Consider the following 26,006-nt stretch of genomic DNA (forward strand, 5'->3'; position numbering starts at 1 on the left):
TTCCTCCTATTGATAGTGAATGTATTCAGTAATAAATCTCCCCAAATAGATTGTCCTGGAAATTTACCTGATAATATTATAACAAATTCTCGTCAAAATGCAAATAAATTTGATTTATATCCGGTATTATTTTTCGAACAATTACAAAAAAGCTGTCTACTGTTTTTTCAGATAGTCGGTAAAATCACAAAATATGGAAAAAAGCACCGCCAGACGAAGAAAGACTCTCCATCCAGCGGTGCTTTTCATTCAAATGCCGCTTGAATGCCCTTTTATCATTCATTTTTGCAATCTATCTTACAGCACTTTCTATATTTCACCTTAGTTTTGCCTTGGTTTTAATTGCTTCCAGGTCCATTTGCTTCCACAACCGGGTTCGTTTCCTCTGGCTCTGGAGTTGTCTCCTGTGATCCTTCGTTGGATGCCGCCGCTGTCGTGGTCGGAACTTTTGTCTCGCCGCCAGGGCTGGACGGTGCCGCTGTGGTTGTCTCATGTGCCGCTGTGCTCTCATTAGCTGCATTTGTCTCAGCTGCGGTACTCTCTGCTGCCGCCGTTGCCTCCGTTGCGTTGGTCGCTACAGTAGCGGAACTGTTACGTTTGATTTGCGCTGCCTTTCCACGATAGCTGCTATTGTGAAAAAATTCACGACTCACTTCTTTATCATTCTCATAGGTAACCAGATCCGTGGACCAGCGGCTGCCCGGAGTCGCTGCCTTTGTCTGCACTTCCTGACCCGGCTGCAGGGAACCATCCTCGGTATAAACCGCAGACGGCGGATCAATCTCGCCTGTCTTCTCAGAAGACATACGAATCTTGACACCCTCTTTCAGAATCGGAACTCCATACAGTGCGATCGTCAGTTTTCGATCAGATGCGCTGAAGCTTGCCTTGATAGCCAGCGGATATTCCGAGTTGTTGACGAACTTGAAGTCCGGTCCGCCGTAGCTGACTGCCGCATCCTCGCCCGGTGTAACGTAGGACGGCTCGTAGCTGTGTGCGTGGCGCTCCGTACTCTTAAGCCCTGCAAATACAACCGCGTTATATAAGGTTGAAGATACCTGGCAGACGCCACCGCCTGGCTCCTGGACAACCTCGCCATTTAAGTATGCGGTTGCCGGCTTGTAGCCTTTTTCTTCGGTTCTCGCACCGGTCGTATTGTTAAAGGAAAATTCCTGTCCTGGTTTGACAATCGTTCCGTTTAACGCTGCGACCGCCAGACGGATATTCTCGTTTCGGTTGCTGTTGGAGGTCGTCGTGGTTGTGTAGGTGGACATTGTCTTGTACTTATCCTGTACCGACGAATCCGCTGCGACTTCCTTCGTCTCTGCGGTCAGAACGGCATCAAACTCTTTCTTGTCAATCGCATCGACCATCGCCTGTGCCAGCTTGTCCTGATCGATGACAAGTCCCTTGGTGCCCTCGCTGAACTCAAACTTGCCCGTTTCCTTATTGTAACCGGAGATACCGCCGCTCTTGGCTGCCATGTTCCAGTTTCCGGCAATCAGTGCTGCCTCTGCCTTGGCATCCTCGATCATATTTTCCGTGTTGACTTCATATGTCTCACCCGGTTTCAGATCACTTGCATAGATCTCCTCGAGAAGCTGATCAACTTTATCCGCCATCAGATTGGTGACGTCGGCCTCTTTGTCCTCGTATTTGACCTTCATCTTCCAGTCAAATGAATCAAGGATCGCCTTGCGCGCCTCCTCCTGCGTCATTCCGTAAATATTGACGCCGTTGACGGTCACCGCTCCATCTGCCACGGTACTCTCCTGTACGGCATCCGATTCGGTCGCCCCGCCTGCCGCGCTGCCCCCACCGCACCCGCGGGAGGCAATCGCCGCTATCAGGATAACCGCCAGAACACCGATCACGATCAAAAGGATCTGTGTAATATCCAGACGGTTTCTTCTCTTCTTTTTATAACGCCCGGAAGTATGCCCACTCCGACCGGCTGCCGCCCGGTTCATCGCAGTATCCCGGCGTCCCGTGCTTGTGTGCGCAGCTGTACTTTTTGTATGGCTGGATGTTTCGGACGACGAACGATGCCCGGTACTGCTATATCCGGCACGGCTGTACGAACTCAGCGTTCCGCCCTCCAATCCTCTATGTTCAAAATTCCTTCCTCCTGAAGAATTTCTGTTGTACTCACTCATTTTCCATCACCTGTCCGTCTTTTCCATGAAATTTTATTATATGTGTTTATTTGAAAATATCCCTGCTACAGTATAGCACAATTCCAGGAAAAGAAAATAACATAATTCTTAAATTAACTTATAAATTTTTTTGATCCCCACAACCTTTTCCTGGTACAAATTTCCACAACCGCTCTGTTTTTTGTATAACGCTTCTTCTTTCAAATATATCTGATGTAAACAATCATTTTTGTTCCCGTTTACACACTGGCAAACTGCAGTGGGTATCTGCCGCATACTTGACTTTTCCATCTAATGCGGGTAGTCTTACAGCAGAAGGAGGTCTGCATCTATGCAGTTAATTGATTTACACGTTCATTCTACTGCTTCGGACGGAACACTCACGCCCACCGAAGTGACAAAGCTGGCGCTCCAATGCGGTCTGACCGCCTATGCGCTGACGGATCATGATACAGTTGACGGCGTTGCGGAAGCCACGCAGGCAGCCGAGAACACCTCCCTGACTGTCATTCCCGGTGCCGAATTTTCCAGTCCTTATAAAGGAAAAGAAATCCATATTCTGGGGCTCTACCTGAACCCGCACTGCCCGGAACTTTTATCTGCACTGCGGCAGGTCCGCGAGATCCGCAACCGGCGCAATGAAGAGCTTCTCGCTTTATTTCAGGCAGATGGATTTCCCATTAAATATGAAGATTTAATTCACGGAAATGAACACACTGTCATCACCCGTGCCCATTTTGCACGCGCACTGCTTGAAAAAGGCTGTGTCACTTCGGTCAGCCAGGCATTTGATAAATACCTCGGGGACGGCAAAAAATATTACCGCCCGAAGCAGATGATTGAGCCGGAGGAAGCGATCCGCCTGATCCGTGTAGCTGGCGGTTTACCAGCGCTCGCACATCCTCTCCAGTATAAACTTGGCTGGAAAAAGACCGAGCAGCTTCTCTCCTATTTAAAAGAAGCCGGAATGATGGGCATCGAGGTTTATTATTCCTCACACTCTCAATCCGACAGTCTTCATTTACGTGAAATAGCTTCCCGTCTCGGTCTGGTTTCCACCGGCGGTTCCGATTTTCACGGTGCCAACAAACCAGATATCCATCTTGGAAGCGGCTACGGCGGTCTGCGGGTTTCTGCACTGTTGCTGGACAACATAAAAGCCCGGTTACAGCAGAAAAACAGCTAAAATGCTGATTTACCCGCTCACGCTTCTATCGGTTCCGTATGTTCAGGCATTTACAATCTATATGAAAACTTCTTCATGAACCTGCTGAACAGACGTCTGTTTATGTGTTTACATATGATAGAGCGCCTGCTCAATCCCTTCTTCCGAGACGGACTCCGCCAGTACGGCTTTCATTCCCGCCGCGCTGGCGGTTTTTTCTGTCTTTTCTCCGATACAGACGGCTGTAAATCCGTTCAATGTCTCCTTATCCGGCTGTAAAATATCCAGGAATCCCTGTACCGTCGATCCGCTCGTAAACGTGACCGCATCGATCGCGCCCTCTTTTAGGAGTTCACGGATGCGCGCTGCAAGCGGCGATTCCTCCGGCGTGATCGTATCGTAAAGTGTCACATCCATATAGGATATTCCGGCAGCTTCAAATGCCTGCGTCAGTTCCGGCGAACCATGTCTGGCGCGCAGGATGCATACGCGTTCGTTCTGCTTCACCCGTTTTGCCAGCCCTTTTCCGAGATCTGCCGCATAAAAGCGCTCCGGAATATAATCTGGGTAAATGCCGTGTTCCCGGCAGACGGACGCGGTTCCCTCGCCGATCACAGCAAAACGCAGATGGGAGAGGCTCCTGAAATCTTTCTGCATCCGGTTCAAAAGCTCAAAGAAATATTGTGCCCCTGCCGGACTCGTGAGCACCAGCCAGTGATACGATTCCAGATTCCGAACCAGTTCATACAGTTTTTCTTTATCCGCTGTGCCAGCATCCGCTTTTTCTGATTTTTTCCAGACCGGTTTTAACTCAATCGTCGGAAATTCCAGCACCTCCGCTCCGGCATCGCGCAGATGTTCCGCCAGCTTCTGGCTGCGCTCCTTCGGGCGGGTAATCACGATCCGTTTTCCTGCCAACGGCTTTTCTTCTCTCCATGCACACGTATCAGCAAGCGCACAGACCTCCCCGATCACAAGGATGGCAGGCGCCTTGACGCCCTGACGCACACCCTCTTCCGGAAGTGTCTGCAGGGTTGCGCGGATCATTCTCTGGGACGCAAGGGTTCCGTTCATCAGAAATGCCGCCGGCGTCTCCGGTTTCATTCCCGCATTCAGAAGCCCTTCACAGATCCTCGGCGCATTCGCAACACTCATCAGAAAAATTAAGGTGCCGCCGACCCGAGCAAGTGCCTCAAAATCCAGAGCCGGCATGCCCTCCATACGATGTCCGGTAATCACATGAAACGATCCCGCCAATCCTCGGTGCGTCACCGGGATGCCAAAATATGCCGGAACTGCCAGGCTGGAGCTGATACCCGGAACCACCTCAAACGGGATCTGATGTTTCTTTAAAAATTCAGCTTCTTCGCCGCCGCGTCCAAAGACGAACGGATCCCCGCCCTTGAGGCGCACGATCGTTCCGCCCTTTTTCGCTTCCTCTAATAAAATTTCTAAGATTTCTTCCTGCTTCTTCGAATGGCGTCCACTCCGTTTACCAACGTCAATTTTCCGCGTGTGCTCCGGAATCCAGCCCAGTACCGCGTCGCCTGCCAAAGCGTCGTAGACGACGGCATCCGCCTGCTCCAGAAGTTCTCTGCCGCGCAGGGTAAAAAGCCCTGCATCGCCAGGGCCCGAGCCTATAAGGTAGACTTTCCCCAGCGGAGACAGTGCAGGCTTTCCCGATAACTGTTCCGCCAATTTTCTTCCAAGCTCCGCTGCTTTCTCTGCCTCCCCCTCAATGGAGCCAATACGGACTTCTCCCGTTTCTTCCTTATAATAAAGACCACGCAGCTTGATTTTTCCATTTTCAAGCACCGCCGAAGCTGCCGTCGGCGACGAACATCCGCCTCCAAGTGTGGCGACAAAGCCCTGTTCTGCCCTGGTTAAAACCGCAGACTCCTCAGAGTGAACCATTTTCACAAAAGGGATCTCCCGGTCACGCCGTCCCTGGATTGCCAGAATGCCCTGTCCTGCTGACGGGATCATTTCCTCCACAGAAAAATAACGGCTGATGCGATCTGCAAATCCCAGACGAATCAGCCCCGCCGCTGCCAGAATCAGCGCATCATATTCGCCAGAATCGAGCTTTCGCAAACGCGTGTTCAGGTTGCCTCGGATCCCCTTAAATTCTGCATCCGGGAATAATCTCTGCCCCTGTAAGACGCGGCGGCGGCTGGAAGTTCCAATTACCGGGTGTGCCGGAAGCTCGGATAAGCCTTCACGCAGAACCAGCACATCGCGGCAATCTTCGCGCTCTAAAAGCGCCAGCACCGGCAGCTCCTCCGGCGGACAGAGCGGCATATCTTTTAAGGAATGAACTGTCAGCTCGCACCGCCCTTCATAAAGCGCCTGATCCAGCTCTTTTACAAACAATCCCCTGCCGCCAACCGCATCAAGTGGACGGTCAAGCACCTTGTCTCCCGTCGTTTTCATCGTGATCAATTCAAATCCTGTCTCCGGACAGACATTCTGCATCGCTGCGATCGCCATCTTTGACTGAACAACTGCCAGCGCACTGTCGCGGCTGCCTACGCGGATCCTATTGTTATCTGTCAATTTTTAATCTCCTCTATAAAATATATTAAGTATCTTCTACCTCTGCTTCCGCCAGCACGCGGCGTACTTCTTTTGCCACACGATGCGTCAATCCCGGATCCGCTCCGCCAGAAATCAATCCGGCTGTCAGTTCTCTGCCCTGGGCGATCGCCGGGAAATAAAACTCTGACTGACTTTTATCGGAAGCCATATTAAACCAGACGGAATGGCTCGACGCATCCTCCTTGATCCGTGCATCCGTCCCCGTCTGCCCGGTCGCTGCCAGCGCCATAAAAAAGTTTTTTTCCTGCCAGATCGTATCTCGAACTTCCTCATAGGTTTGTTCAATCAGACGGATTTTCCGTGAATCCGCCAGCTTCCGTATCTCTTCCGAAGTGTTCGGTGCAATCACCGTGATTGCTGCGCCAAATTTTTCCAGCACGCCGACCCGCCTCGATGCCACACTTCCAGCTCCCACAACCAGCACCTGCCGATCTGTCATATCTATAAAAATCGGAAAATAGGACATTTCTCTTCTCCCACTATTTTCGTTTGGTAACTGTTCAGTGCCTTCACAGTCACGCGCAATAAATCCGCAGACCTACTGAACAGTTACTTCGTTTGTTTCTATGCCACCGGAATTGAGTTCATCTCTTCAAAACCGTATTTCCGTATTATTATAAGGTTTCACGTTTTATAAATCAAGCATGAGGCAGACCTATTTTTCATTTTAGAACCTCTTTTGTTTCTGTTCACGGGTAGGCACTTTTGGAACCGAAAGTGCCGTAAGAAAACGTGGTGGCAGCAGGAATTTGCCCTATTGAAATGCGAAGCCACGGCAAATTCCGTTACTTTTTACGTATGCGTGTACAGTAACCCTCTTTTATTAATACCCGTATACGTAAAAAGTAATCCTTGTTTTGTCTTGCCAGAACGGTGCAGATTTTGTATACTTATAACACATTTAAATTCAATACAATGAGTATAAAAAGATTGACTAATACCAATAAAGGAGTTACAACGATGGAAGAATTTTACAAAGCAATCGAAGACAAGATCAAAGCTTCCGGCTATCCGGGCGAGGTAAACGGCGAGGATATCTACAACGACATCTGCGATCAGATGGAGGAAAAAGAAAATGGAACCTACCTGTTTCTCTCCAAAAAAGACAATGGCGTCGTATTTGAATACAAGGTAGACATTCTGGATGAGTCTTTCAATCTCTCCTATGTTCATATTACCGCAAATAACGACACGTTTCATATTGATTTTGACAATTAATAGACAATCTTTTCTTGGACATCCCTGTATTTTTGACATACAGGGATATTTTTTTAAGGATTTTTTTGGAAAATGTGAGCATTGCGCCCTTTATAGAGGTCTGTTATAATTATCATTGTTAAAAGATTGACGAAAGTATAAACTGCACACAGGGTTGTGTGCCAATCCATGAAGGAGGGCTAAATATGAAAATCCAGAATATTTCCGATGTAAACACATTTTTTAAAGTAATTGATTCCTGCAAAGGAACCGTCGAGCTGGTTTCCCCGGAGGGCGACCGCATCAACCTGAAATCCAAGCTGTCCCAGTATCTGTCGATGGCAAATATTTTTTCCAATGGCTATATCAAAGAGCTGGAGCTGGTTGCTTATGAGAAAGAGGACTTAGACCGACTGATTAAATTTATGTATCAGGGGGAGTAAGCTCTCTTCTGAGGTGTACACGGTATGTACCTTGCCGTTGTATAAAAAAATGTTTGAATGATACGATAGAAACTGTATAAAAAAGCTTCCTGGCTGCATGGCAGATTGGCTCTGCTGCACAGGAAGCTTTTTTCCGTTTTATGAATCTAAGTCAAACCGTTTCTCATACTTCACGCAGTAAACACGCAAACCTTCTAAACAGCTACGCCTCTATCCGCGCCAGCTCTTGAAAGACTGTTTCAATTTCTTCCCGCGACGCCCGGAATGTTCCCTGCACCATCTGGGTGCTCCCGCCGCCGCGTCCCTGCAGACGGGCGTTTAATTCTTTTCCGAATGCACGCATATCACGGCCGAGGCTTCCGGCTGTGTAGTTATAACCTGACGCGTCATCGCCAGAGCACACCAGCACGGTCTCTCCTTTTTCCTGTTCCAATAGCAGATTTGCAAACTGACGCACCAGAACTGGCGTCATGCCCTGCTCAAATACAGTCAACGCTTTCTGCCCCTGCGGATAGACGTCTGCCTGCATGGTGAGAATGCGCTGCCAGAGGCGGTTGATCTCACCGTCCTTGCGCCCGCTCTCCTCTTTCAGATGGCTGACCGCCTCCGCCGCCTTCTCCGGTTTTGCAGAAAGCAGGTTAGAGATCGTCTGCATCTGCTCCGTCTTCGCCTCAAAATTCTCCAGCGCACGGTCACCACAGAGCATGGAGAAACGCACGCCGCCCTTGTAATTCATCAGGGAAAGCACCTTGATCACGCCGATCTCTCCCGTGTAATCCACGTGTGTGCCGCAGCAGGCACAGATATCCGCCCCCGGAATCTCTACGATGCGGACCTGACCGGTCATCTCTTTCTTGCTGCGGTAATCGATGGTTTTCAATTCCTCCTCACCCGGATATGTCACCTGTACCGGAAGATTTGCCCAGACAACCGCATTTGCCTTCTTCTCGATTTCCTTTAACTGTTCCCAGTTAAGCGGACCATTCAGATCGACCGTCACTTCATCGTGTCCCATATGAAATCCGACATTATCATATCCGTATGCGGCATGAATCAGCCCCGATATGATATGTTCTCCCGTATGTTGCTGCATGTTGGAAAAACGCTGTTCCCAGTCGATGACCGCGTGAACGGTGCTTCCCACCTCCAGCGGCGCGTCCGTCTCATGAACAACCACGCCATGTTTCTCCTCCACATGTGTCACATGCACTTCCCCGATCCGTCCGGTGTCCGACGGCTGTCCGCCGCCCTCCGGGTAAAATCCGGTCTGGGAAAGTTCCACCTCAAATCCGTGCTTTGCCGGGCGACAGGCGGTGACGATGGCATCAAATTCTTTTACATACGGTGTCTGATAATATAACGGTTCCATTTTCATTCCTCTTTTCATTTCGTTGTACAATGTTCTGTGACAAATCGTTATGGATAAACATCCATGTCGATCCGCCCGGTTATCTCGGTTATCTCGATTATTTCAACAAAAAATTTATAATAAAATATTTCCGTCCTAATTTTCCTGATTTATGGAAACTGTGGCAAGCTGCCCCTCATATGATGAAGTGTATAGAAAATCTCGGAGGACATAACCATGAGTGATTTAGCGGCTACCAACTGCGGTTGCGGATGTGATAACAACGGAGGAAGCTGCGGCTGTAATTGTGGCTGTGGATGCGGCGGTTTCGGCAACAACAACTGTCTCTTCCTGATTCTGATTCTGCTGTGCTGCGGCGGATGTGGCGGCGGATGCTTTGATCACGGATGCGGCGGCAACAACTGCGACTGCCTGATCTGGATCCTGCTTCTGTGCTGCTGCTGTGGCGGCGGTGGCTTTGGCTGCTGATAAACATCCGCCCATATCCAGCATATCTTTTGAGAATGCATCCATGTACATTTTAATACCGCAGATTTAACACCATCACATCTTATTTGCGCGTCAACTGATAAATCAATGCATTGCAGATCGCGGCGGCTACATTGCTGCCGCCTTTTCTGCCTCTTGCCACAATATAAGGAGTGTCCGGCAGGGATATAATCAATTCCTTGGACGGCACGACATTGACAAAGCCGACCGGCACGCCGATGATGAGCTTCGGGTGGATTTTTTCCTCCTGAATCAACTCGTACAGACGCACCAGCGCGGTCGGTGCATTCCCAACTGCAAAAATACAGTCTTTTCCCATTTCTGCCGCCTTGTCCATGCTGGCAACCGCACGGGTGGTCCCGGACGCTGCCGCTTTCTTCGCGACATCCTCGTCCGCCATAAAACAGTAGACCTCACCGCCCAGCGACGCAAGCGCGCGCTTGTTAATGCCGGATTTTCCCATATTCGTATCAGTCACGATGCACGCCCCATTTTTCAGAGCTTCCAACGCCTTATCGACTGCGCCCGGTGAAAATACAAGCGAATCTGCGTACTCAAAGTCGGCTGTCGTGTGAATCACGCGTTTCACAATTGGTGCTTCTTTCTCCGGAAATGTCCGCTCCCCCAGCTCCTCGGTGATAATCTCAAAACTTCTCGCCTCGATCTCCGACGGCAATACCTGACTGAGTTCTTTCATTTTCTCATCCATCTATCTACACTCCCTCTTCCAGAATCCGGTAAATTGCTTCCATATCCAAGTACTTCCGCATCGTGTCTGCCAGCCGGTTGTACTGCTCTTCCCGGTATTTCTCATAATCAAACGATAATCCGCCGACTTCCGGCTCCATTCCTTTTTCTTTCATCAGCGCACAGACAATCGTCTCCGCCACCTCTGCCTTGTCAAAAATGCCGTGGACGTAAGTGCCGTAAAGGTTGTCCCGGCAGCAGCCATCCTGTTTTTCAGTGTGGTTTCCCGCCTGTTCTTCCCTGAGTTTCAATAAACTATGATTTACGGCTTTTTCCTGCTCCTTGATCACGTTCTTAACAATATCACCGCCGACCGATGATGTCTCTCCCATATGTATTTCATATCCTTCCGCCTCCATCCCCGAAAGCCCGGAAAAGATACCGCTGACCGTCCCGAAACATCCCTTGACCTGCGTCCTGGTCTTTTCTTCCTGAAACTGTGTCTGTAACGGCAGAAGTCCCATACCGGAGATCGTACGCCCAGGCACACCCGCCTCGGTTCCTTCCTGATCTGACAGCGTCTGTCCCATCATCTGATAGCCGCCGCAGATGCCCCAGATCGGCGTTCCTCCGGCTGCTTTCTTTAAAACTGCCGCTTCCAGACCATTCTGCCGCATCCAGAGCAGATCCTCGATCGTATTCTTCGTTCCCGGAAGAACAATCAGATCCGGTCGTCCCAGCTCAGACAGACGGCTCACATAACGCACTGAAACGCCGGGGATCGGGTCAAAGACGTTCAGGTCAGTGAAATTGGATAAACGCGGAAAGCGGATGGCTGCAATGTCGATCCATGCCTCTACATGTTTTTCAGATGACTCGTTTTCCTGTTTAAGGGTATTATTCCGCCCTGTGGATGAAAGACGACTGCTTAAACTATCCTCGTCCTCGATATCCACGTCCATGTACGGAACGACGCCGACCACCGGAATCTTGCATAATTTCTCGATCATCTCAACACCTGGATCCAGGATCGTCTTATCGCCGCGGAATTTGTTGATGATAAGCCCCTTTACCATCGCCTGTTCATCCGGTTCCAGAAGCGCTACCGTTCCATAGAGCTGTGCAAACACGCCGCCCCGGTCGATGTCCCCGGCAAGCAGCACTGGCGCACCCGCCATGCGCGCCATTCCCATGTTCACGATATCATCCGATTTTAAGTTGATCTCCGCCGGGCTGCCGGCGCCCTCGATCACGATGATATCGTACTGTTCGGACAAGTGCTGAAACGCATTCTTGATTTCCGGGATTAGCTGCTTTTTATACTTGAAATATTCCTTCGCGGGCATTGTGCCGATCGGGACACCGCGCACGATCACCTGAGAACCGACATCGCTGGATGGCTTTAAGAGAATCGGATTCATGTCCACCGATGGCTCACAGCCCGCCGCCTGCGCCTGCACTACCTGTGCGCGTCCCATTTCCAATCCCTCGCTGGTAATATAGGAGTTCAGCGCCATATTCTGCGATTTAAACGGCGCCACGCGATAGCCGTCCTGCTTGAAAATCCGGCAGAGTCCCGCCGCCAGCAGGCTTTTTCCCGCATTGGACATCGTTCCCTGTATCATGATTGCTTTTGCCACGGTGAAATCCTCCTTATTTTTGAGTGTCTTACCAAATAATGGTTGCTCAGAGCTATTTAATTCGAAGCTATTTTGTGCTTAACCGAAACTATTTTTCTGCCATTTGTCCTTTCAAATGACAGAGATTATTTTATGGTTTCGTTTTATATTACAAATTCACATTGTGTTTTTCTTCAGATTGTACCTCTTTCAAAATATTTATCAACCTTTCATTTTCTCCCCGGTTCCGCACCGCCACCCGGTAATAATGACGGTTCAGCCCTTCAAAATTCTCACAGGCGCGAATCAAAATGCCATGCTCTAAACATCCCTGTTTGTAATCGCGCGAATCCTCATCCGGCGAACGGAACAACAGATAATTTGTCTGGGACGGATAAACGATAAATCCCAGTTCTTCCAGTTTTTCCGCCAGCCGCGGACGTTCCGTCTGCAAAGATTTAACCGTCCATTCCAGCAGATTTCCTTCTGAATGATCCGCCAGTACCGCAAATGCCGCCACCCCGCCCGCCTGTGCCGGAGCCGAGACACTCCACGGCTGGCGGAACTTCTCGAGGCGTTCCCGGAATCCGGCATTGGGGATGAGGCCATAGCCCAGGCGAAGGCCTGCCATTGAGCAGATTTTGGTCAAGGCATTTAAGAGAATAACGTGATCTCCAACACCATTTAACAAATTTCCAACAAACGAACATTCTCTCCGTGTATCCAAAAACCACTGAAAACACTCGTCCAGCATAAGCCAGGTATGTGTTTCCCGGCAGACCTGTGCCAACTTTTCCAGCTCGGTGGCTGAAATAGCGCGCCCTGTCGGGTTATTGGGATTTCCGAGAATCAATATTTTTTCCCAGACGTTTTCATGTTTAGAGGATAAAGTTGGGACCGAATCTATCTTCGATGCATCCCCTGAGCCATCGCAAAGCATGGCATACAATTCTTCCCTCGTACTCTCCAGAGAAAATCCATTTTCTTCCTTTAAATGAAGCCACCGGATCTCGCAGCCGCACATCCGAAGCGCCTGCTCATACTCCGAAAATCCCGGTGCCAGCAAAATCGCCTGTTTGGGCCGAATCGCTGAGACAACTGCATATAAAATATCCGAAGCACCGTTTCCAAACACGAGCCAGTCCTCCGGAATCGGCGTGCCGTCTGCCTCATAAAAAGCAGCCGCTGCACGCCGCAGCTTCCGGCATAAAGCATCCGGATATTGTTCCCAAGCAGCCGCCGATGCTATCACAGCATCACGGACAGCCTGCGGCATTCCAAGACGATTTGTATTGACTGAAAAATCTAACTCTACGGCTGCATCACCGTAAATATCGCCGCCGTGCGTGTATGGCATAGATGCTTCCTCCCTGTTGTTCCCTCTTTTTTGTGTATTCTTTATCTGGTTACTCTTTCCTTCGTTCGTTCTGTTTTTGATATTTTTATCTGTTTGATTGCTTCATTATTTGGATTTTTTGCTTTTTTTATATTCTTCTTTGTTAAAATTCCCTTATCAAAACAAAATCACGGCCCGCATCACCAGTGCCAGAAGTCCCATGATTCCCGCCGCTCCATACATCAGGCGGTTGACACGGCGGATGTCCTGCGGTTCAATCGGGTGTATCTCATCACCGATATATGGCTTCGGAACTAACTTGCCGAAATACCAGGCATCGCCCGCCAGTCGCAAGCCCAGCGCGCCGGCGCATGCCGACTCGGTCTGCGCGGAATTGGGGCTTTTGTGGTTCCGGCGATCACGCCGCCAGATACGGTAAGCATTCTTTCCGTCATATCGTAAAAGGTATGCAGATACTATCAATAAAAGCGCTGCCAGACGCGACGGAATCAGGTTTACCAGATCGTCCAGTTTTGCTGCCGCGCGTCCAAAATGCAGATACCTGTCATTTTTATATCCGACCATCGAATCCATCGTGTTGACTGCCTTGTACAGCCAGCCAAGAAACGGACCTCCGATCGCCAGATAAAACAAAGGCGCAATCACTCCATCCGATGCATTTTCCGCTACCGTCTCAACTGCCGCCCGTGCGATCCCCGCCTCTGAAAGAGGTTTCGTATCGCGCCCGACAATCATCGACACTGCATAGCGGGCTCCCTCGATCTCTCCCGCCTCCAGCTTCCGGCAGACCGCCATGCTCTCATCCCGCAGGGAGCGCGCCGCCAGCAGATAGTAAGTCATGACCGCCTCGACTACTGTCTGAATCCAGATGCCGCCCAGACGGGAAATCCAGAGGATTGCGCCTGCCACACTGCCTGTCACAAGCAGCACCAGACACACAAAAAGAACGCCCGCGCGGCGTTCCCCCCGTTCCGTTGCATGCTTTTTTCCAGCTGGACGCAAATATTTTTCCAGCCACACAATCAGATTTCCGATCGCCCGGACTGGATGTGGCATCGAATGCGGATCACCCAGGCACAGATCCAGAAGATAACCTGCCAGAATCGCAGCTAAGTGATATCCGACCATTCTGCCTTCTATCATTCCTGTCAATACTTTACTGATTGCTGTCATTTTGTCTACTCCCAACTATTCTTTTATTTGATCCGCATTCCCAGACCGCAGATAACCCGGTGCACTTCCTCCGAATATGCGGCGATCCGCTGGCAAATGCGCCCGTCTGTCTCCCGATAATCGCGCTCAAATGCTTCCATCGGCACAATGCCGCAGCCGATTTCATCCGCCGTCACGAATGCATCCGGATTTTCCTGCATCAGGCGTTCTGCAAACACGTATGGATCGCGCCCGGCTTCCATCTCACGCCTCACAAACAGTTCAAAATGCGTGATCAGATCCGCCTGCATGATCGTCTGTTCGTCCGTTTCTAATCTCCCGTCCGCGATGCGTGCCGTAACTCTACACGCTTCTGGATTTTTCGATCGATTCAGAACGGTGGATAAGTCTTTTGTTTTCCTCCGTTCCAAAGTACGTTTTTCCCACAATTTCATCGCATACGCTGTCTTTCCTTGTTCCCTGCCGCCAATTATAAAAATCATTCTGCTTTTCCTCGCTTAAAAATTCAAAAATCGCAGGCACGTACCTGCCAGCCGCATCGCCGCCAGCACCAGCAGCACATTCCGCTCGCAGCTCTGCAGAAAATGCCCTGCCAGATCGCCGTTGATGCCGCCAAATTCCCGCATGGAAAAACGATAATAGCAAACAAAGGTTGCAAGAGCCGTCAACGCTGCCAGAGCGCCGCGCAGATGTCCCCAGTAAATCATCCAGCTGATCGCCAACACTGCTAAAACTGCCATACTCACGCGAACAACCTTTGTCTCGGCACTTCTGGAAAATTCAGCGGCAAGCCCGTCCTTTTTCGCCTTTGGAAATGCCACCACCGAATAGCCGCTGCAGGCGCGTTCCAGCATAAGCGCCCCCGGCAGCAGCCACACATCTGCTCCCACAAGCTCAGAAACTGCCCCCGCATAGAGAAGCAGGTACAGCCCCAGACCGATGATCGCAAACGCCCCCGTATGGGGATCTTTTAAAATCGCCAGCTTTTTTTCCCGCTCGCCGTAGGAATGGCGCGCATCCGTCACATCGAGATACCCGTCCATATGGATTCCACCAGTAATCAATAGTGGAACCGCCGTCAACAGGCAGGTCCGGAACAGAACTCCAGCACCCAAAATTTCACAGAGCGCAAACGTGGCTATCTCTACCGCCCCGATCACCGCCCCGATCAGCGGAAAAAAACAAAGCGCATAGCGCATCCGCTCTTCCGTCCAGTCCATGCGCGGCATCGGAATGCGTGAATACATAGAAAATGCAATGACAAAACTTCCTATCAGATTCAATCTTCGATCCCCCTGACTCTATTCTGGCAACTATAACTTTAGCAGGCATTCCGCTCTGTTCCACTCACTGACTACCCTACATCTTTTGTCCTTTCATCGGCTGCAAAAACAGGTGTTGACACCGCAATCGGAATTCCATACACCACTTCCGTCACCGAATCCGCCATCTGTCCCAGTTCCCGGTTGATCCGTCCCAGAAGCTCTATGTACCGCTCCGATTCCAGATCATACGTCACACCGTCCGAAAAGATCTCATTCGTTACAATGATAAGGTCATGGCACTGGTTTTGCAAGCGTTTTATTCCTTGCAGAATCCGCTCTTGCGCACCATTTTCCTGAGCATAAAATTCATTGAGGACAAGGTTGGACATACATTCAAGGAGAAGCACTGGTTTTTGTGCCACTCGGCAGGACTCCCAGCGCTTCAAACTATCGTTTTCCTGTTCAGCGTCCAAACCAGCCGAATTGGACTCTTCGAATCTCTCCTCTAATTCTAATGTTTCTAACCCCGTATACCGCTCAATCGTCTCAAACCCTTTTGCCGCGCGCATCCGCCGATGGCGCTCCACCCGTTTTCTGCCTTCATCATCCCAAATCCGCATCGTCGCCAGATACCAGAGTGTCCCACCGTTCCTGTTCCGGCACTGCACGGCAGTCTGTTCGGCATATTCGGACTTGCCGCTGCCACTGCCGCCTGTAACTATATATAACATCGTTCATTTATCCTCTTTTTCACTGAATTGCAGCAGTTTCCATGCTTTAAAAACATACGCAAAAAATGTTTTAATCCGTATATCTCATCACACCAGCGGCTTATATTCCTCTATTTCCATCTCCGCAAACGTATCCATATCCCGGTAAATGGACAGCGCCATATCCAGCAGTGGAAACAGCGCCAGCGCCCCTGTACCTTCTCCGAGTCGAAGTCCCGCCTGGATAGCCGGAGTTACTCCTATCAAATCAAGCAGCCAGATAGACGCCGGTTCCGCCGATACATGGGCTGCCAGCATATAGTCCGTCGCTGCCGGTGCAATTCTTCCAGCAGCTGCCGCCGCAGCTGCCGCGATAACCCCGTCAATCACAACCGGAACATGATAGATGGCACCGCCCAAAAAAGCACCTGCCATCGCCGCCAGATCGAATCCGCCTACCTTTTGCAATACCTCCATGCCATCCATGGGATCCGGGTGATGCAGTCCGATTCCACGCCGGATTGCCTCCGTTTTCCGTTTCAATCCAGCCGAATCTAAACCCGCCCCAGCTCCAGTGACAAGTTCTGGATCCTTTTGCAGCAGAACCGATGCGACCGCACTGCTGGTCGTCGTATTGCCGATCCCCATTTCACCCACTGCAGACAAGCGGTACCCCTGCTCCTTCAGCACACGCACCGCATCAATTCCCGTCAAAATGGCTGTCAACACCTCCTGGCGCGTCATCGCTGCTGCTTTTGTAAAATTGGAAGTTCCACGGCGGATTTTCCGTTCCGTTAGGGGATAAAGTTCTCCCCGATGTTCTACCTCACAGGCAATTCCCATATCGATCGGAAACACATCTGCCTCTGCCTTTTCTGCCATCAGGCAGGAACAGCTCCTCCCGCGTGTCATATTCGAAACAACTGCCGCCGTAACCTCCTGCCCGGTCTGTGATACTCCTTCTTTGACTACCCCATTATCTGCGCAAAAAATTAAAAGCGCACGCCTGGAGAAGTCTGGCACTTCCTCCCCCTGCGCTGCCGCCGCCCGCACAATATCTTCCTCCAGGACTCCCAGACTGCCAAGCGGTTTTGCCACATGCCCCCAATGCTTTTCTGCCTGCTCCCGGATTGTCTTGTCCGCTGGTACAATCTGTTTCTTAAGCTGGTCAAACCGTATTTCCAGCTCTTTTTCCGAAAAATGCCGAAAATCTTCCAGAGATTCCAATGTCTTCATATTCTCCTGCTGCATCTATATGTTCCTCCCGTTTTCGTTTCCGACCTTTTCCATGGGTCCGTGAACGGGCGTACCCTTTCAGTCTATCGTTTACCGGTTCAAAATTCCGCCTATGATTGTACCATTGACCGGAACAATACGCAAATACAAATTTGTTCTCACACCGAAAGCATGAAAAAGAATGTGCCTTGGCACATCCTTTTTCAAACCCATCTTATAAAATTCCATTTCACATATCCATACAAAACATACAATCTTAGGAAACGCAATCACTTAATCCTCACGCAACCCCTTTCAACATCCACTCATACGCATCATACGCCGTCCGCAGGGAAATCTCGGCAGTCTCTAGTTCTGCTTTTTTCTGCAGATAAGACGCCTCACCCTGTAAATACGTTGCTTTATTAATCGCACCGGACTGATACTTAATCTGGGTGGCGCCGTATGTTTTTTCGGCAGACTGGTAGGCTGCCTGCGCCGCGTCACGTTCTAGGCTTAATGCCGCTATCTCAGCGTACTGCTCATCCGCTGAGGCGCTTGCGGCGCTCTCGGCTTCCTCGATCTGCTGGTGGCGCAGCTTGCGCGCCGCATCTCCGGTTGCGGAGGATCGTCTGGCTGATTTGACACTGGAACTTGCAACGACAGCTGCCGCGCGGTCCGCATCCAGATTCATAGAAGCCAGTTCCGTTGCCGATACGGCTGGAATTTCCCCCAGCGTAATAGAAGTTCCGCTCTTTCCAAGTAAAATAGCAAGCTGGCGCAGCGCCTTATTTGCCTGATCGGTCGTAGATTGTAATGCTGTCTGGGCGCTTAGCAGGTTTTTCTGAGCCTGCAGCAGATCCGTCTCCGTGCAAAGCCCCGCTGCCAGTTCCCGCTCTTTGCGATCCACCTGCGCCTGATAGTTCTCTGCCGTCTTGGCAGCCGCCTCCACCTCGTCCTGAAGCTGCCGGCAGGTGCCCCACTGGATCTGTGCGGTCTTTACGACCTGCCAGACCGTCCGGTTTCTGGACGCACGGCTTGACGCCGAATTTAAGGAAGTGAGGGACTTTTTATACTGCTTCGCTGCCATCGACAGCGTTTGTGCATTTCGCTCATAGGTGCCGATCAGTGCCTCATCTCCGCCCGCATCTTCGAGCTCATCTGCTTTATAGTTCATATCCCGGGCACCGGAAATCATCGCATCGTAGGCTTCCTGGTAGACGGCAAGGCTGTCCTGATAACTGTAATCGGCGCTGACAGCCGTTCCATTGCCGCGCCGCACCAGCGCCTCCAGTTCCCCGTACTCTATCACAGAATCCGCGAGCTGTTCCTCCGTATAGGAGCCGGACTGGCTGGCGATCGTGTTGTCTGCGCTGTTTTCGGTTATGGTGCCATCTTCCAGCGCCGGACCATCTGCCTCGCTGTCTGAATCACTTTCAGTGCCGGAAATCAAAGGCGTTTTCGCCGCCTGCGCCGGGCTCGATACAAGAATACAAGCCGCCAGGGCAATTCCGATCGAACGAGTCAATCTGCTTTTTCCGATTCGTTTCACATTATAACCGTCCAGATGCACATCCAAAGCACTTGCACCGCTTCGGTCTCTTTCTTGCCCCTTGCGCATCTTTTGCTCTGTCCCAGCTTCCGCGTTCATCCATTTTCCTTTCAGATTTCGCATCATCCGCCCACCCCTTTCTACTGCGTGGACGCCAGACCGCCCACCGCCCACTGGTAGGCGAGCTGCGCCTGGAGAAGCGACATCGCTGCCGTCTCTTTTGCCACGGATGCCGATTCATAGGAATAGGTTGCGCTCTGGTATGCGTTCTGGCTGATAAGTCCGGCTGCCAGCTTGCGGTCGTTGGTCTGTTTCGTCTTTTCTTCTAATTCAAGGCTGCGTTTTGCCTGTTCATACTGTGCCTCAGAAAGCTTCAGATTCTGATAAGCCGACTGGACATTCGACTTGACTGCCTCCTTTCCGCTGGTCAGAGTTGTCTGGTACTGCTCTTTAAGGGTGCTTGTCATCGCATTGTTGACCTGACGTGCCAGAATCTTTAACTGATAATTATTTTCCTGTGCTTTCGCAATGTCCTCTTCGAGGTTGACCGATGCACTCATCTGTTCCTGCGGGTCCGGTAATGCACCGATTTCTACTGATGCGCCATATTTCCATCCAAGCATCTGGCACAGGGATTCCTTCGTCGATGCAATATTGCTCTCCGCCGTCGTGATGGACGCCTGCGCCTTTAAAAGAGTCTCCTTGGCATCCAGCACATCCGTCTGGGTCGCGCTTCCGGATAAAAGCTTTAAGTTTGCCGTCTCATAGTCTTTTTCTGCCTTGGACACCTGGTTCTGCACACTCTTTAAGTTTTCCTGGGCATTCCAGTACTGGATCATCAGGTTCTGCGCCTGCTGTACCAACGATTTCTCGGTCTGCGTATACCCCCACGCCTTAACATTCGCATCATCGACGTTATTATCGCCCTGCTCGCGCATCTGGGTCGCGGAAGTCTCGCTTCTCTGTGCTGCTGCCAGTGCGGAACCATAATTCGCATCATCTGAATCCGGGTACTCGATACTGCTCTCGATCTCATCTGCCGCGTCATAATATTCCTGCGCGATCTCATTGCTGTCTTTGCCCTGATAATCCTTGTACTCGATCCGGTTCTTCTCCACTGTGCTGTTGTACTCATGGATCCGATCAGCAATCTCGTCAAATTCGAGCTTATCATCCTGCAGCGAAGCCCATTTTTCTGTGGAATATGCAAATTGCGGGCTGGCTGCCAATACCTGGACCGGCGCACCTGTCGCCAGGAATACTCCCAGTGAGCAGGCTGCCACGCCAGAGGCAATCCGACGGGTCAGGCAGAATCTTCTATTTTGATTCATGTATGTCACTCCATTCCGATCTATCTGATTTTAATTTCCGCAGCAAATATTTTATTTCCTACAATATTTTTTCAATTAACCTATATCTAATCCACATCCGGTATCTCTTCCTTCGGTTTCCGGCTCAGCAGTGCGTAATATACTGGAACCATGAAGAGCGCGACAATCACACCTGCGGTCAGGCCGCCGATATCTACGATCGCCAGACCCTGTGTCGTGGAACCGCTGCTTCCGATTGCCAGTGCCATCGGGATCATCGCGAGGATGGTTGTCATACTTGTCATCAGAATCGGTCGGATACGGGTCGCACCTGCCTCGATGAGCGCTGTCCGCAGATCCATCGTGGAGCGATACTGGTTGACCGTATCCACGTAGAGAATACCGTTATTTACAACAGTTCCGACCAGAATCAGGAAGCCAAGCAGGGACGTCATACTGATGCTGACGCCGGTCAGCTTCAGTAATCCGAAGGAACCAACCAAACTGAACGGGATGGTCGTCATAACCATGATGGAAAACTTCACAGACTCAAACTGTGCCGCCATGACAACGAATACCAGGAAGACTGCAATCGCAATCGCGCGGTACAGGGAGCTGAACTCACTCTTCATCATACGGTCACGGCTGTTCTGCCCAATGCTGATTGTGCCGCTTAAGTTCGGAGTAATTACCTCACTATTGATTTGCTGCTGTACATTATCACCGGTGTAATCGGCAGAGATTGTGATCTCATATGCACCGTCGGTTCTGGAAATCGAAGCCGGGCTATCCTCAAATACGACATTTGCCACATCGGTCAGTGCCACCTTCTGTCCGTTTGTTCCCGTCAAAATAATATCTTTTATGTTATCAACTGTCTCGTACTCGCCCTCCGGATACTCAACCGTTACCGTAATGTCCTCGCCGTCAATTTTAAGTGTCGTCGCGTCGATACCACTCAACATCTGGTTGATCGTCGTTCCGATACTGGAAGCCGTGAGTCCATACGCCTTTGCCATGACTGGATCAATCTTCAGGGTAATGATCGGTGCATTATTCTCAATACTGGAATGGATGTTGATGACATCCGTTCTTGCTGTCATTTCCTTGACAATCTTATCACTAACTTCTTTTAATTCATCATACTGCGTGCCGTGAAGAATCACTTCATAGCCGCGCTGTCTTCCCATGAAGCTCATGGAAGTCGATGCCGATACGTCGATCGTACAGTTTGCAATGTTATCCATCTCTTTCTGCCACTGATCGGCTACATCGTCTGTTTTCATGGTACGGTCATCTTTCAGATAGGCACTGATCTCACCGCTGTCTCCGTTGTAACGCAGCATGTACGAATCAACCTGGTCGCTCGCGGAAACAATCGCCTCCGCTTCTGCCAGCGCCTCCTCGATCTTTTCCTGTTTCAGACCCGGACGCGTCTCAATGCTGACACTGACCGTACCGGTATCATCCGATGTCATCAGCTCCGTCTGCATTCCGCTCGCCAGAATTACCGTCAGTACAAGTACCAGAACCGAAAATCCCATAACCATCGCTTTGTGGTTTAACAGACGGTCCATGATGCCGCGGTACCATTTCTGTAAACGTTCAATCGGACGTCCCATCAGGGCGCGCTTCGCCTCGCTCGGTTTGTAGAACAGATAGCACAGCGGAACCACCGTCATCGCAGAAAGCAGGGACGCCGACATACAGAATACGATCGTGAATCCCAGCGGTTTGAACATCTGTCCGGTCATACCGTTTAAGAATGCCAGCGGCAGGAATACGACACAGGTCGTGATCGTCGAACCGATGATCGAGTTGATGACAATGCCGGTTCCGTGAAGCGCTGCCGAAAAATAGCCAAGCGCCCCCTTGTCTTCCTGCTCCGCCGTTGCACGGAAACAGCTCTCCAGTACAACGATCGAGTTATCGACCATCATGCCGACGCCGAGTACCAGCGCACTCATCGTGATAACGTTCAACGAAAATCCTGCCATCGTGATCGCAATCAAGGACATCAAAATCGAAGTCGGAATGGAACTTCCGACGATCAAGGACGCCTTATAATCGCCAAAGAACAGGAAAATGATGAGCATGGAGATGATAACCGCCAGAACCATTGTCTCTGCTACGTCTTTTAAGGAATCAAGAATCGTGTCAGATGTATCATTTGCAACCGTGATCGTCAGATCCGAATCATCTGCCATCAATTCTTCAACTTTCTCTTTGACAGCCGAGGACACTTCCATATCTGTGCTGTCCTGCTGCTTCTGAATCGAAATGGAGATCGTCTCCTGACCGTTGTAACGGGAAATGCCGCCCCGGTCTTTCGTTGCCTCATACACATTTGCCACATCCGACAGAGAAATAATCTGTCCTGCCGGCGTCTTGATTGGAATATCCTGCAGCTCATTTACCTGTTCTGTTTTTAAGGAGGTAGTAACGGAAAGCTCCAGGTTTCCGGCATCTGCCTCACCCGACGGGGATGCCACGTTTGCATCGCTGATCGCACTCGCAACATCCTGCATGGTCAGATTGTACTGATCCATTTTTTCAGACTGTAATTCAATGCTGACATACTTAGAAGAACCGCCTCGCGTCTCAATGTTTGCAATTGAAGAAATTCGCTCTAATTCAGGTACTATCTTCTGATCCACATAATCGTAGAGGTTTGTCTGCGTTTTATGTGCAATCGAAAGCATCATGCTGTCTCCTTGATTGGAGTTCATCGACATAACGCTCGGTTCCACATCATCCGGCAGCTCCCGCTGGATATTGTCCAGTTTCTGCTTTAAGTTGTCATACGCCTCATCCATATCGGTGCCGTAATCGTACTGAAGCATGACCATCGAACGTCCATCGCTCGATGTGGAGGAAATCGTGTCCACGCCCTCTAGCGTGCCGATCGCATCCTCGATCGGTTCGGTTACCAGCTCGCTGATATCCTCCGGTCCTGCGCCTGAATAATTTGCCATGATAATCAGCATCGGCGTCTCCATATCCGGCATCTGCTCCAGCTTTGCCGAAAAGACCGATGAAATACCGAATACAACCAAACACAACAGAGCCATGACAGTAGTAACCGGATGTTTCAGGATATATTTCGTTACTCCCATGTCTTACATTCCTCCTGTCCTACTGTTTCTGTCCATTTTTTGCATCTTTCGGAGCACCTGCATCACCCGCAGGCTGATCGTTTCCGCCATCTGCCGGAGCACCCGCTTTCTGTCCATTTTCAGACCCTGCCGGGGCATCAGCTTTCTGGTTTCCAGCTTCATCCGCTGCTGCCGCATCTGTTTCTTCACCCTTTAAGTTAACGGTTGAACCCTCATAAAGCTGGGAACTCCATGTACTGATGACGAGATCATCTGCCGTCAGCCCCGACTTGATCTCCGCCAGCTCTGTATTATAAAGCCCCACTTCGACTTCCACTTTATGTACCGTTCCGTCCTGATAAACATAGACATTTCCAACGCCGTTATCATAGTAGATCGCATCTACCGGCACGGTCATGACATTCTCTGCACGCTCAGAAGTTACTGTTACCTTGACAGTACTTCCCGTTGAAAGGCTGTTCGCCTCCGGCAGCTCTGCTTTTATCTTAAACAGACCGTTGCTCTCGTCCGCCATGCTGCTGACATCGGTAATCACACCATCATAAGTCGTTCCATCTTTTACAATCGTCATCGCGTCGCCCTGGTTTAAGTTGCTCATAACACGCTCGGATACGTAGAACGATACCCTTTTATCTCCCTCACCGGAGATAACGCAGAGCTGCGCCTGCTGGTTGACATGATCATATACATCAATATCCATCGTCTCAATCTTGCCGGAGATCGGTGCGGTCACGGAACTGTATTCCACCTGACGATCGTAGTTTAATTTTGCCGATTCATAATTTAACTGTGCCGTCTTCGCCTGGTTCTGATACTGCTCCCATTCCTGATCAGAAATATCTCCTCCCTGATAAAGAAGCTGCATACGGCTTAAATTGCTCTGTGCCTCGGTCAGGTTAACAGAGGCGGAGTCCATCGCATTTTTCGCCGTCTCAACCTGTTCGGTATTGATCGTACAGAGAAGCTGACCCGCTGTCACCATATCACCGACGCTGACGTTGACACCCGTCACATCGCCGGATGCCTTCGCATAGACATAGACAACGTCCGATGCCTCGACAGTACCGGATGTGCTGGTTGTCCGCTCGATCGTTCCGCTCTTTGGATTCTCAGCCGCAACCGTCGCCACATTGTCCATCTGCATGTCCTGCATACCGCCCGGACCGCCGCCTGAACCTCCTTTGCTGCCACCCTTGAAACGCATAAAAAGCGCCGCAAGTACGAGCACCACCACCACCGCGATGATGGCTGTTTTCTTTTTATTCTGTTTTGCCGCTTCCATCAGAGAAGATCGTTTACTCATTTCGCATATTCCTTTCTGGTTTTTCCTGATTGTCCCTAGTATAACATCCCATTTTTAAACGAGTTTCAACTACATATAAACTGAATGTAAACGAACCGTGAAAAAAATGTGTTGCACCGTTCACAATCAGTTTAAACTCATGTGGTATACTATGAGTACTTATGATATTACATCTTTTTAATTGAATTATAGGGAGGTTTTACGGATATGTTTCACATTCTTGTGGTAGAAGATGATGCGAAACTGCGTTCCCTGTTCTGCACGGTACTTACCAACAATGGTTATCTGGCGCTTCCGGCAGAAAGCAGCGAAAAAGCATTATCTCTTTTAGATTCTGAATATGTAGATCTCATTATTTCGGATATTATGATGCCCGGAATGGACGGATATGAACTGATTGATCACCTGCGGACGAGTGGATTTACAATGCCAATCCTGATTATCACCGCCAAAGAGCGCTTCGAAGACAAGCAGCGCGGCTTTCAGGCAGGCACGGATGACTACATGGTGAAGCCAATCGATGTCAATGAGATGGTTCTGCGGGTTGGCGCCCTGCTCAAACGCGCCAAGATCGCGACGGAGCATCGGATTGTATGCCAAAATACGATGCTCGACTACGATGCACTGACGGTCACGGTCAACGGGCAGGAGACACTTCTGCCGCAGAAAGAATTTTACCTTCTATATAAATTACTTTCTTATCCAAATAAGATTTTCACGAGGCAGCAGCTCATGGACGAAATCTGGGGGCTTGACTCGACAACCGACGAACGGACGGTCGATGTGCATGTCAACCGGCTGCGCGAACGGTTTAAAAACTGCGATGATTTTATCATCATGACCGTGCGGGGTCTCGGCTATAAGGCGGTGAAAACAGAAGCATGATCAGCAAGAACTTTACCAAATATTTCCAGATTCCTCTCTACTGGCTGACCCTCCTGGTCTTTTTCTTCCTGGTGTCCTCGTTGATGCCGATGCTGACCGGATATTTTGTCTCACTGCTCACAAGCGGAATAGATAAACTTGAATTGAGATTTCATATATTCAAAGGGATTTAATAACTGTTATATTTTATTATCAAATATCTCTCAAGCCCTTGAAAACACTAAGTTTGTCGCAGGTGAGCTTTCCCTTATTGTTTCCCTTGTATTATATTGTCCCATGAGTTTTTACGAACTCTGATAAGGGAAAAAACAAGGGAAAGAAAATCTTATAAAATAGTATAACACAAAATAAAAGTGACATGGGGAACTGATTGAAATGCTTCTGATTTTTGCAACAA

General features: G+C 50.1%; 21 protein-coding genes. 5 read left to right on the top strand and 16 right to left on the bottom strand.

Features of this window, described 5'->3' with window-relative positions; genetic code table 11:
• Positions 1 to 338: 338 nt before the first annotated feature.
• On the bottom strand, positions 339 to 2,156 hold the full coding sequence (locus DXC57_RS01435) for a VanW family protein (RefSeq protein ID WP_243101257.1): 1,818 nt from the start codon (positions 2,154 to 2,156) through the stop codon (positions 339 to 341).
• Positions 2,157 to 2,487: 331 nt separating this feature from the next.
• Here DXC57_RS01435 and DXC57_RS01440 point away from each other — a divergent pair, with 331 nt between their 5' ends.
• The gene (locus tag DXC57_RS01440) at positions 2,488 to 3,342 is read left to right on the top strand and encodes a PHP domain-containing protein (protein ID WP_118650851.1); all 855 of its coding nucleotides are present in this window, start codon (positions 2,488 to 2,490) and stop codon (positions 3,340 to 3,342) included.
• 108 nt (positions 3,343 to 3,450) lie between these two features.
• On the opposite strand, the gene hemC is transcribed toward DXC57_RS01440, so the two are convergent.
• Complete coding sequence (gene hemC / locus DXC57_RS01445; RefSeq protein ID WP_243101258.1) at positions 3,451 to 5,877, bottom strand: hydroxymethylbilane synthase; 2,427 nt, start codon at positions 5,875 to 5,877, stop codon at positions 3,451 to 3,453.
• 25 nt (positions 5,878 to 5,902) lie between these two features.
• Positions 5,903 to 6,385, bottom strand: coding sequence for a bifunctional precorrin-2 dehydrogenase/sirohydrochlorin ferrochelatase (locus DXC57_RS01450; protein ID WP_117795481.1), 483 nt, complete (start codon positions 6,383 to 6,385; stop codon positions 5,903 to 5,905).
• Positions 6,386 to 6,879: 494 nt separating this feature from the next.
• Here DXC57_RS01450 and DXC57_RS01455 point away from each other — a divergent pair, with 494 nt between their 5' ends.
• Complete coding sequence (locus DXC57_RS01455; protein ID WP_022359554.1) at positions 6,880 to 7,137, top strand: hypothetical protein; 258 nt, start codon at positions 6,880 to 6,882, stop codon at positions 7,135 to 7,137.
• A gap of 185 nt (positions 7,138 to 7,322) precedes the next feature.
• Positions 7,323 to 7,559: a hypothetical protein gene (locus DXC57_RS01460; RefSeq protein ID WP_022359553.1), complete on the top strand. Its 237-nt coding sequence runs from the start codon at positions 7,323 to 7,325 to the stop codon at positions 7,557 to 7,559.
• A 202-nt stretch (positions 7,560 to 7,761) separates the two neighbouring features.
• On the opposite strand, the gene DXC57_RS01465 is transcribed toward DXC57_RS01460, so the two are convergent.
• The gene (locus tag DXC57_RS01465) at positions 7,762 to 8,928 is read right to left on the bottom strand and encodes an alanyl-tRNA editing protein (RefSeq protein WP_118650853.1); all 1,167 of its coding nucleotides are present in this window, start codon (positions 8,926 to 8,928) and stop codon (positions 7,762 to 7,764) included.
• 216 nt (positions 8,929 to 9,144) lie between these two features.
• Here DXC57_RS01465 and DXC57_RS01470 point away from each other — a divergent pair, with 216 nt between their 5' ends.
• Positions 9,145 to 9,396 (top strand): hypothetical protein, encoded by a 252-nt coding sequence (locus tag DXC57_RS01470; protein WP_022359551.1) that lies wholly within the window; start codon positions 9,145 to 9,147, stop codon positions 9,394 to 9,396.
• A gap of 82 nt (positions 9,397 to 9,478) precedes the next feature.
• Here the strand turns inward: DXC57_RS01470 and DXC57_RS01475 are convergent, their stop codons facing one another.
• From DXC57_RS01475 to DXC57_RS01530, 12 genes are all read right to left on the bottom strand, one after another.
• Positions 9,479 to 10,114, bottom strand: coding sequence for a precorrin-8X methylmutase (locus tag DXC57_RS01475; RefSeq protein ID WP_118651314.1), 636 nt, complete (start codon positions 10,112 to 10,114; stop codon positions 9,479 to 9,481).
• A 16-nt stretch (positions 10,115 to 10,130) separates the two neighbouring features.
• Positions 10,131 to 11,744, bottom strand: coding sequence for a cobyric acid synthase (locus DXC57_RS01480; RefSeq protein ID WP_118650855.1), 1,614 nt, complete (start codon positions 11,742 to 11,744; stop codon positions 10,131 to 10,133).
• Between the two features lie 148 nt (positions 11,745 to 11,892).
• The gene (locus DXC57_RS01485; RefSeq protein ID WP_118650857.1) at positions 11,893 to 13,080 is read right to left on the bottom strand and encodes an aminotransferase class I/II-fold pyridoxal phosphate-dependent enzyme; all 1,188 of its coding nucleotides are present in this window, start codon (positions 13,078 to 13,080) and stop codon (positions 11,893 to 11,895) included.
• A 156-nt stretch (positions 13,081 to 13,236) separates the two neighbouring features.
• Positions 13,237 to 14,253, bottom strand: a complete 1,017-nt coding sequence (gene cbiB, locus DXC57_RS01490; protein ID WP_243101259.1) for an adenosylcobinamide-phosphate synthase CbiB — start codon at positions 14,251 to 14,253, stop codon at positions 13,237 to 13,239.
• Between the two features lie 23 nt (positions 14,254 to 14,276).
• Positions 14,277 to 14,735 carry a bifunctional adenosylcobinamide kinase/adenosylcobinamide-phosphate guanylyltransferase gene (locus DXC57_RS01495; protein ID WP_118472659.1) on the bottom strand — a complete coding sequence of 153 codons (459 nt, stop codon included), beginning with the start codon at positions 14,733 to 14,735 and terminating at the stop codon, positions 14,277 to 14,279.
• A 15-nt stretch (positions 14,736 to 14,750) separates the two neighbouring features.
• Positions 14,751 to 15,536 (bottom strand): adenosylcobinamide-GDP ribazoletransferase, encoded by a 786-nt coding sequence (locus DXC57_RS01500; protein ID WP_118472660.1) that lies wholly within the window; start codon positions 15,534 to 15,536, stop codon positions 14,751 to 14,753.
• A 71-nt stretch (positions 15,537 to 15,607) separates the two neighbouring features.
• Complete coding sequence (locus tag DXC57_RS01505; RefSeq protein WP_118472661.1) at positions 15,608 to 16,249, bottom strand: bifunctional adenosylcobinamide kinase/adenosylcobinamide-phosphate guanylyltransferase; 642 nt, start codon at positions 16,247 to 16,249, stop codon at positions 15,608 to 15,610.
• A gap of 87 nt (positions 16,250 to 16,336) precedes the next feature.
• Positions 16,337 to 17,479 carry a nicotinate-nucleotide--dimethylbenzimidazole phosphoribosyltransferase gene (gene cobT / locus DXC57_RS01510; RefSeq protein ID WP_118472662.1) on the bottom strand — a complete coding sequence of 381 codons (1,143 nt, stop codon included), beginning with the start codon at positions 17,477 to 17,479 and terminating at the stop codon, positions 16,337 to 16,339.
• 265 nt (positions 17,480 to 17,744) lie between these two features.
• Positions 17,745 to 19,121 (bottom strand): TolC family protein, encoded by a 1,377-nt coding sequence (locus DXC57_RS01515; protein ID WP_118472663.1) that lies wholly within the window; start codon positions 19,119 to 19,121, stop codon positions 17,745 to 17,747.
• 14 nt (positions 19,122 to 19,135) lie between these two features.
• Entirely contained in the window at positions 19,136 to 20,326 is a 1,191-nt protein-coding gene (locus tag DXC57_RS01520) for a TolC family protein (RefSeq protein WP_118472664.1), read from the bottom strand.
• 86 nt (positions 20,327 to 20,412) lie between these two features.
• Positions 20,413 to 23,421 carry an efflux RND transporter permease subunit gene (locus DXC57_RS01525; RefSeq protein ID WP_118650859.1) on the bottom strand — a complete coding sequence of 1,003 codons (3,009 nt, stop codon included), beginning with the start codon at positions 23,419 to 23,421 and terminating at the stop codon, positions 20,413 to 20,415.
• 19 nt (positions 23,422 to 23,440) lie between these two features.
• Positions 23,441 to 24,724, bottom strand: coding sequence for an efflux RND transporter periplasmic adaptor subunit (locus tag DXC57_RS01530; RefSeq protein ID WP_243101260.1), 1,284 nt, complete (start codon positions 24,722 to 24,724; stop codon positions 23,441 to 23,443).
• Positions 24,725 to 24,931: 207 nt separating this feature from the next.
• On the opposite strand from DXC57_RS01530, the gene DXC57_RS01535 reads away from it, so the two are divergent.
• A complete protein-coding gene (locus DXC57_RS01535) occupies positions 24,932 to 25,609 on the top strand; it encodes a response regulator transcription factor (RefSeq protein ID WP_118650861.1) in 678 nt (225 codons plus the stop codon).
• The last annotated feature ends 397 nt before the right edge of the window (positions 25,610 to 26,006 follow it).

This window comes from Clostridium sp. TF06-15AC (genome assembly GCF_003481165.1).
GTDB lineage: Bacteria > Bacillota > Clostridia > Lachnospirales > Lachnospiraceae > Otoolea > Otoolea fessa.

Bases quoted from the DNA above. Each gene is read 5' to 3' on its own strand.
- DXC57_RS01435 (WP_243101257.1), bottom strand. From the start codon at position 2,156: ATGAGTGAGTACAACAGAAATTCTTCAGGAGGAAGGAATTTTGAACAT.
- DXC57_RS01440 (WP_118650851.1), top strand. From the start codon at position 2,488: ATGCAGTTAATTGATTTACACGTTCATTCTACTGCTTCGGACGGAACA.
- DXC57_RS01450 (WP_117795481.1), bottom strand. From the start codon at position 6,385: ATGTCCTATTTTCCGATTTTTATAGATATGACAGATCGGCAGGTGCTG.
- DXC57_RS01455 (WP_022359554.1), top strand. From the start codon at position 6,880: ATGGAAGAATTTTACAAAGCAATCGAAGACAAGATCAAAGCTTCCGGC.
- DXC57_RS01460 (WP_022359553.1), top strand. From the start codon at position 7,323: ATGAAAATCCAGAATATTTCCGATGTAAACACATTTTTTAAAGTAATT.
- DXC57_RS01465 (WP_118650853.1), bottom strand. From the start codon at position 8,928: ATGGAACCGTTATATTATCAGACACCGTATGTAAAAGAATTTGATGCC.
- DXC57_RS01470 (WP_022359551.1), top strand. From the start codon at position 9,145: ATGAGTGATTTAGCGGCTACCAACTGCGGTTGCGGATGTGATAACAAC.
- DXC57_RS01475 (WP_118651314.1), bottom strand. From the start codon at position 10,114: ATGAAAGAACTCAGTCAGGTATTGCCGTCGGAGATCGAGGCGAGAAGT.
- DXC57_RS01485 (WP_118650857.1), bottom strand. From the start codon at position 13,080: ATGCCATACACGCACGGCGGCGATATTTACGGTGATGCAGCCGTAGAG.
- cbiB (WP_243101259.1), bottom strand. From the start codon at position 14,253: ATGACAGCAATCAGTAAAGTATTGACAGGAATGATAGAAGGCAGAATG.
- DXC57_RS01495 (WP_118472659.1), bottom strand. From the start codon at position 14,735: ATGATTTTTATAATTGGCGGCAGGGAACAAGGAAAGACAGCGTATGCG.
- DXC57_RS01505 (WP_118472661.1), bottom strand. From the start codon at position 16,249: ATGTTATATATAGTTACAGGCGGCAGTGGCAGCGGCAAGTCCGAATAT.
- cobT (WP_118472662.1), bottom strand. From the start codon at position 17,479: ATGCAGCAGGAGAATATGAAGACATTGGAATCTCTGGAAGATTTTCGG.
- DXC57_RS01515 (WP_118472663.1), bottom strand. From the start codon at position 19,121: ATGATGCGAAATCTGAAAGGAAAATGGATGAACGCGGAAGCTGGGACA.
- DXC57_RS01520 (WP_118472664.1), bottom strand. From the start codon at position 20,326: ATGAATCAAAATAGAAGATTCTGCCTGACCCGTCGGATTGCCTCTGGC.
- DXC57_RS01525 (WP_118650859.1), bottom strand. From the start codon at position 23,421: ATGGGAGTAACGAAATATATCCTGAAACATCCGGTTACTACTGTCATG.
- DXC57_RS01530 (WP_243101260.1), bottom strand. From the start codon at position 24,724: ATGAGTAAACGATCTTCTCTGATGGAAGCGGCAAAACAGAATAAAAAG.
- DXC57_RS01535 (WP_118650861.1), top strand. From the start codon at position 24,932: ATGTTTCACATTCTTGTGGTAGAAGATGATGCGAAACTGCGTTCCCTG.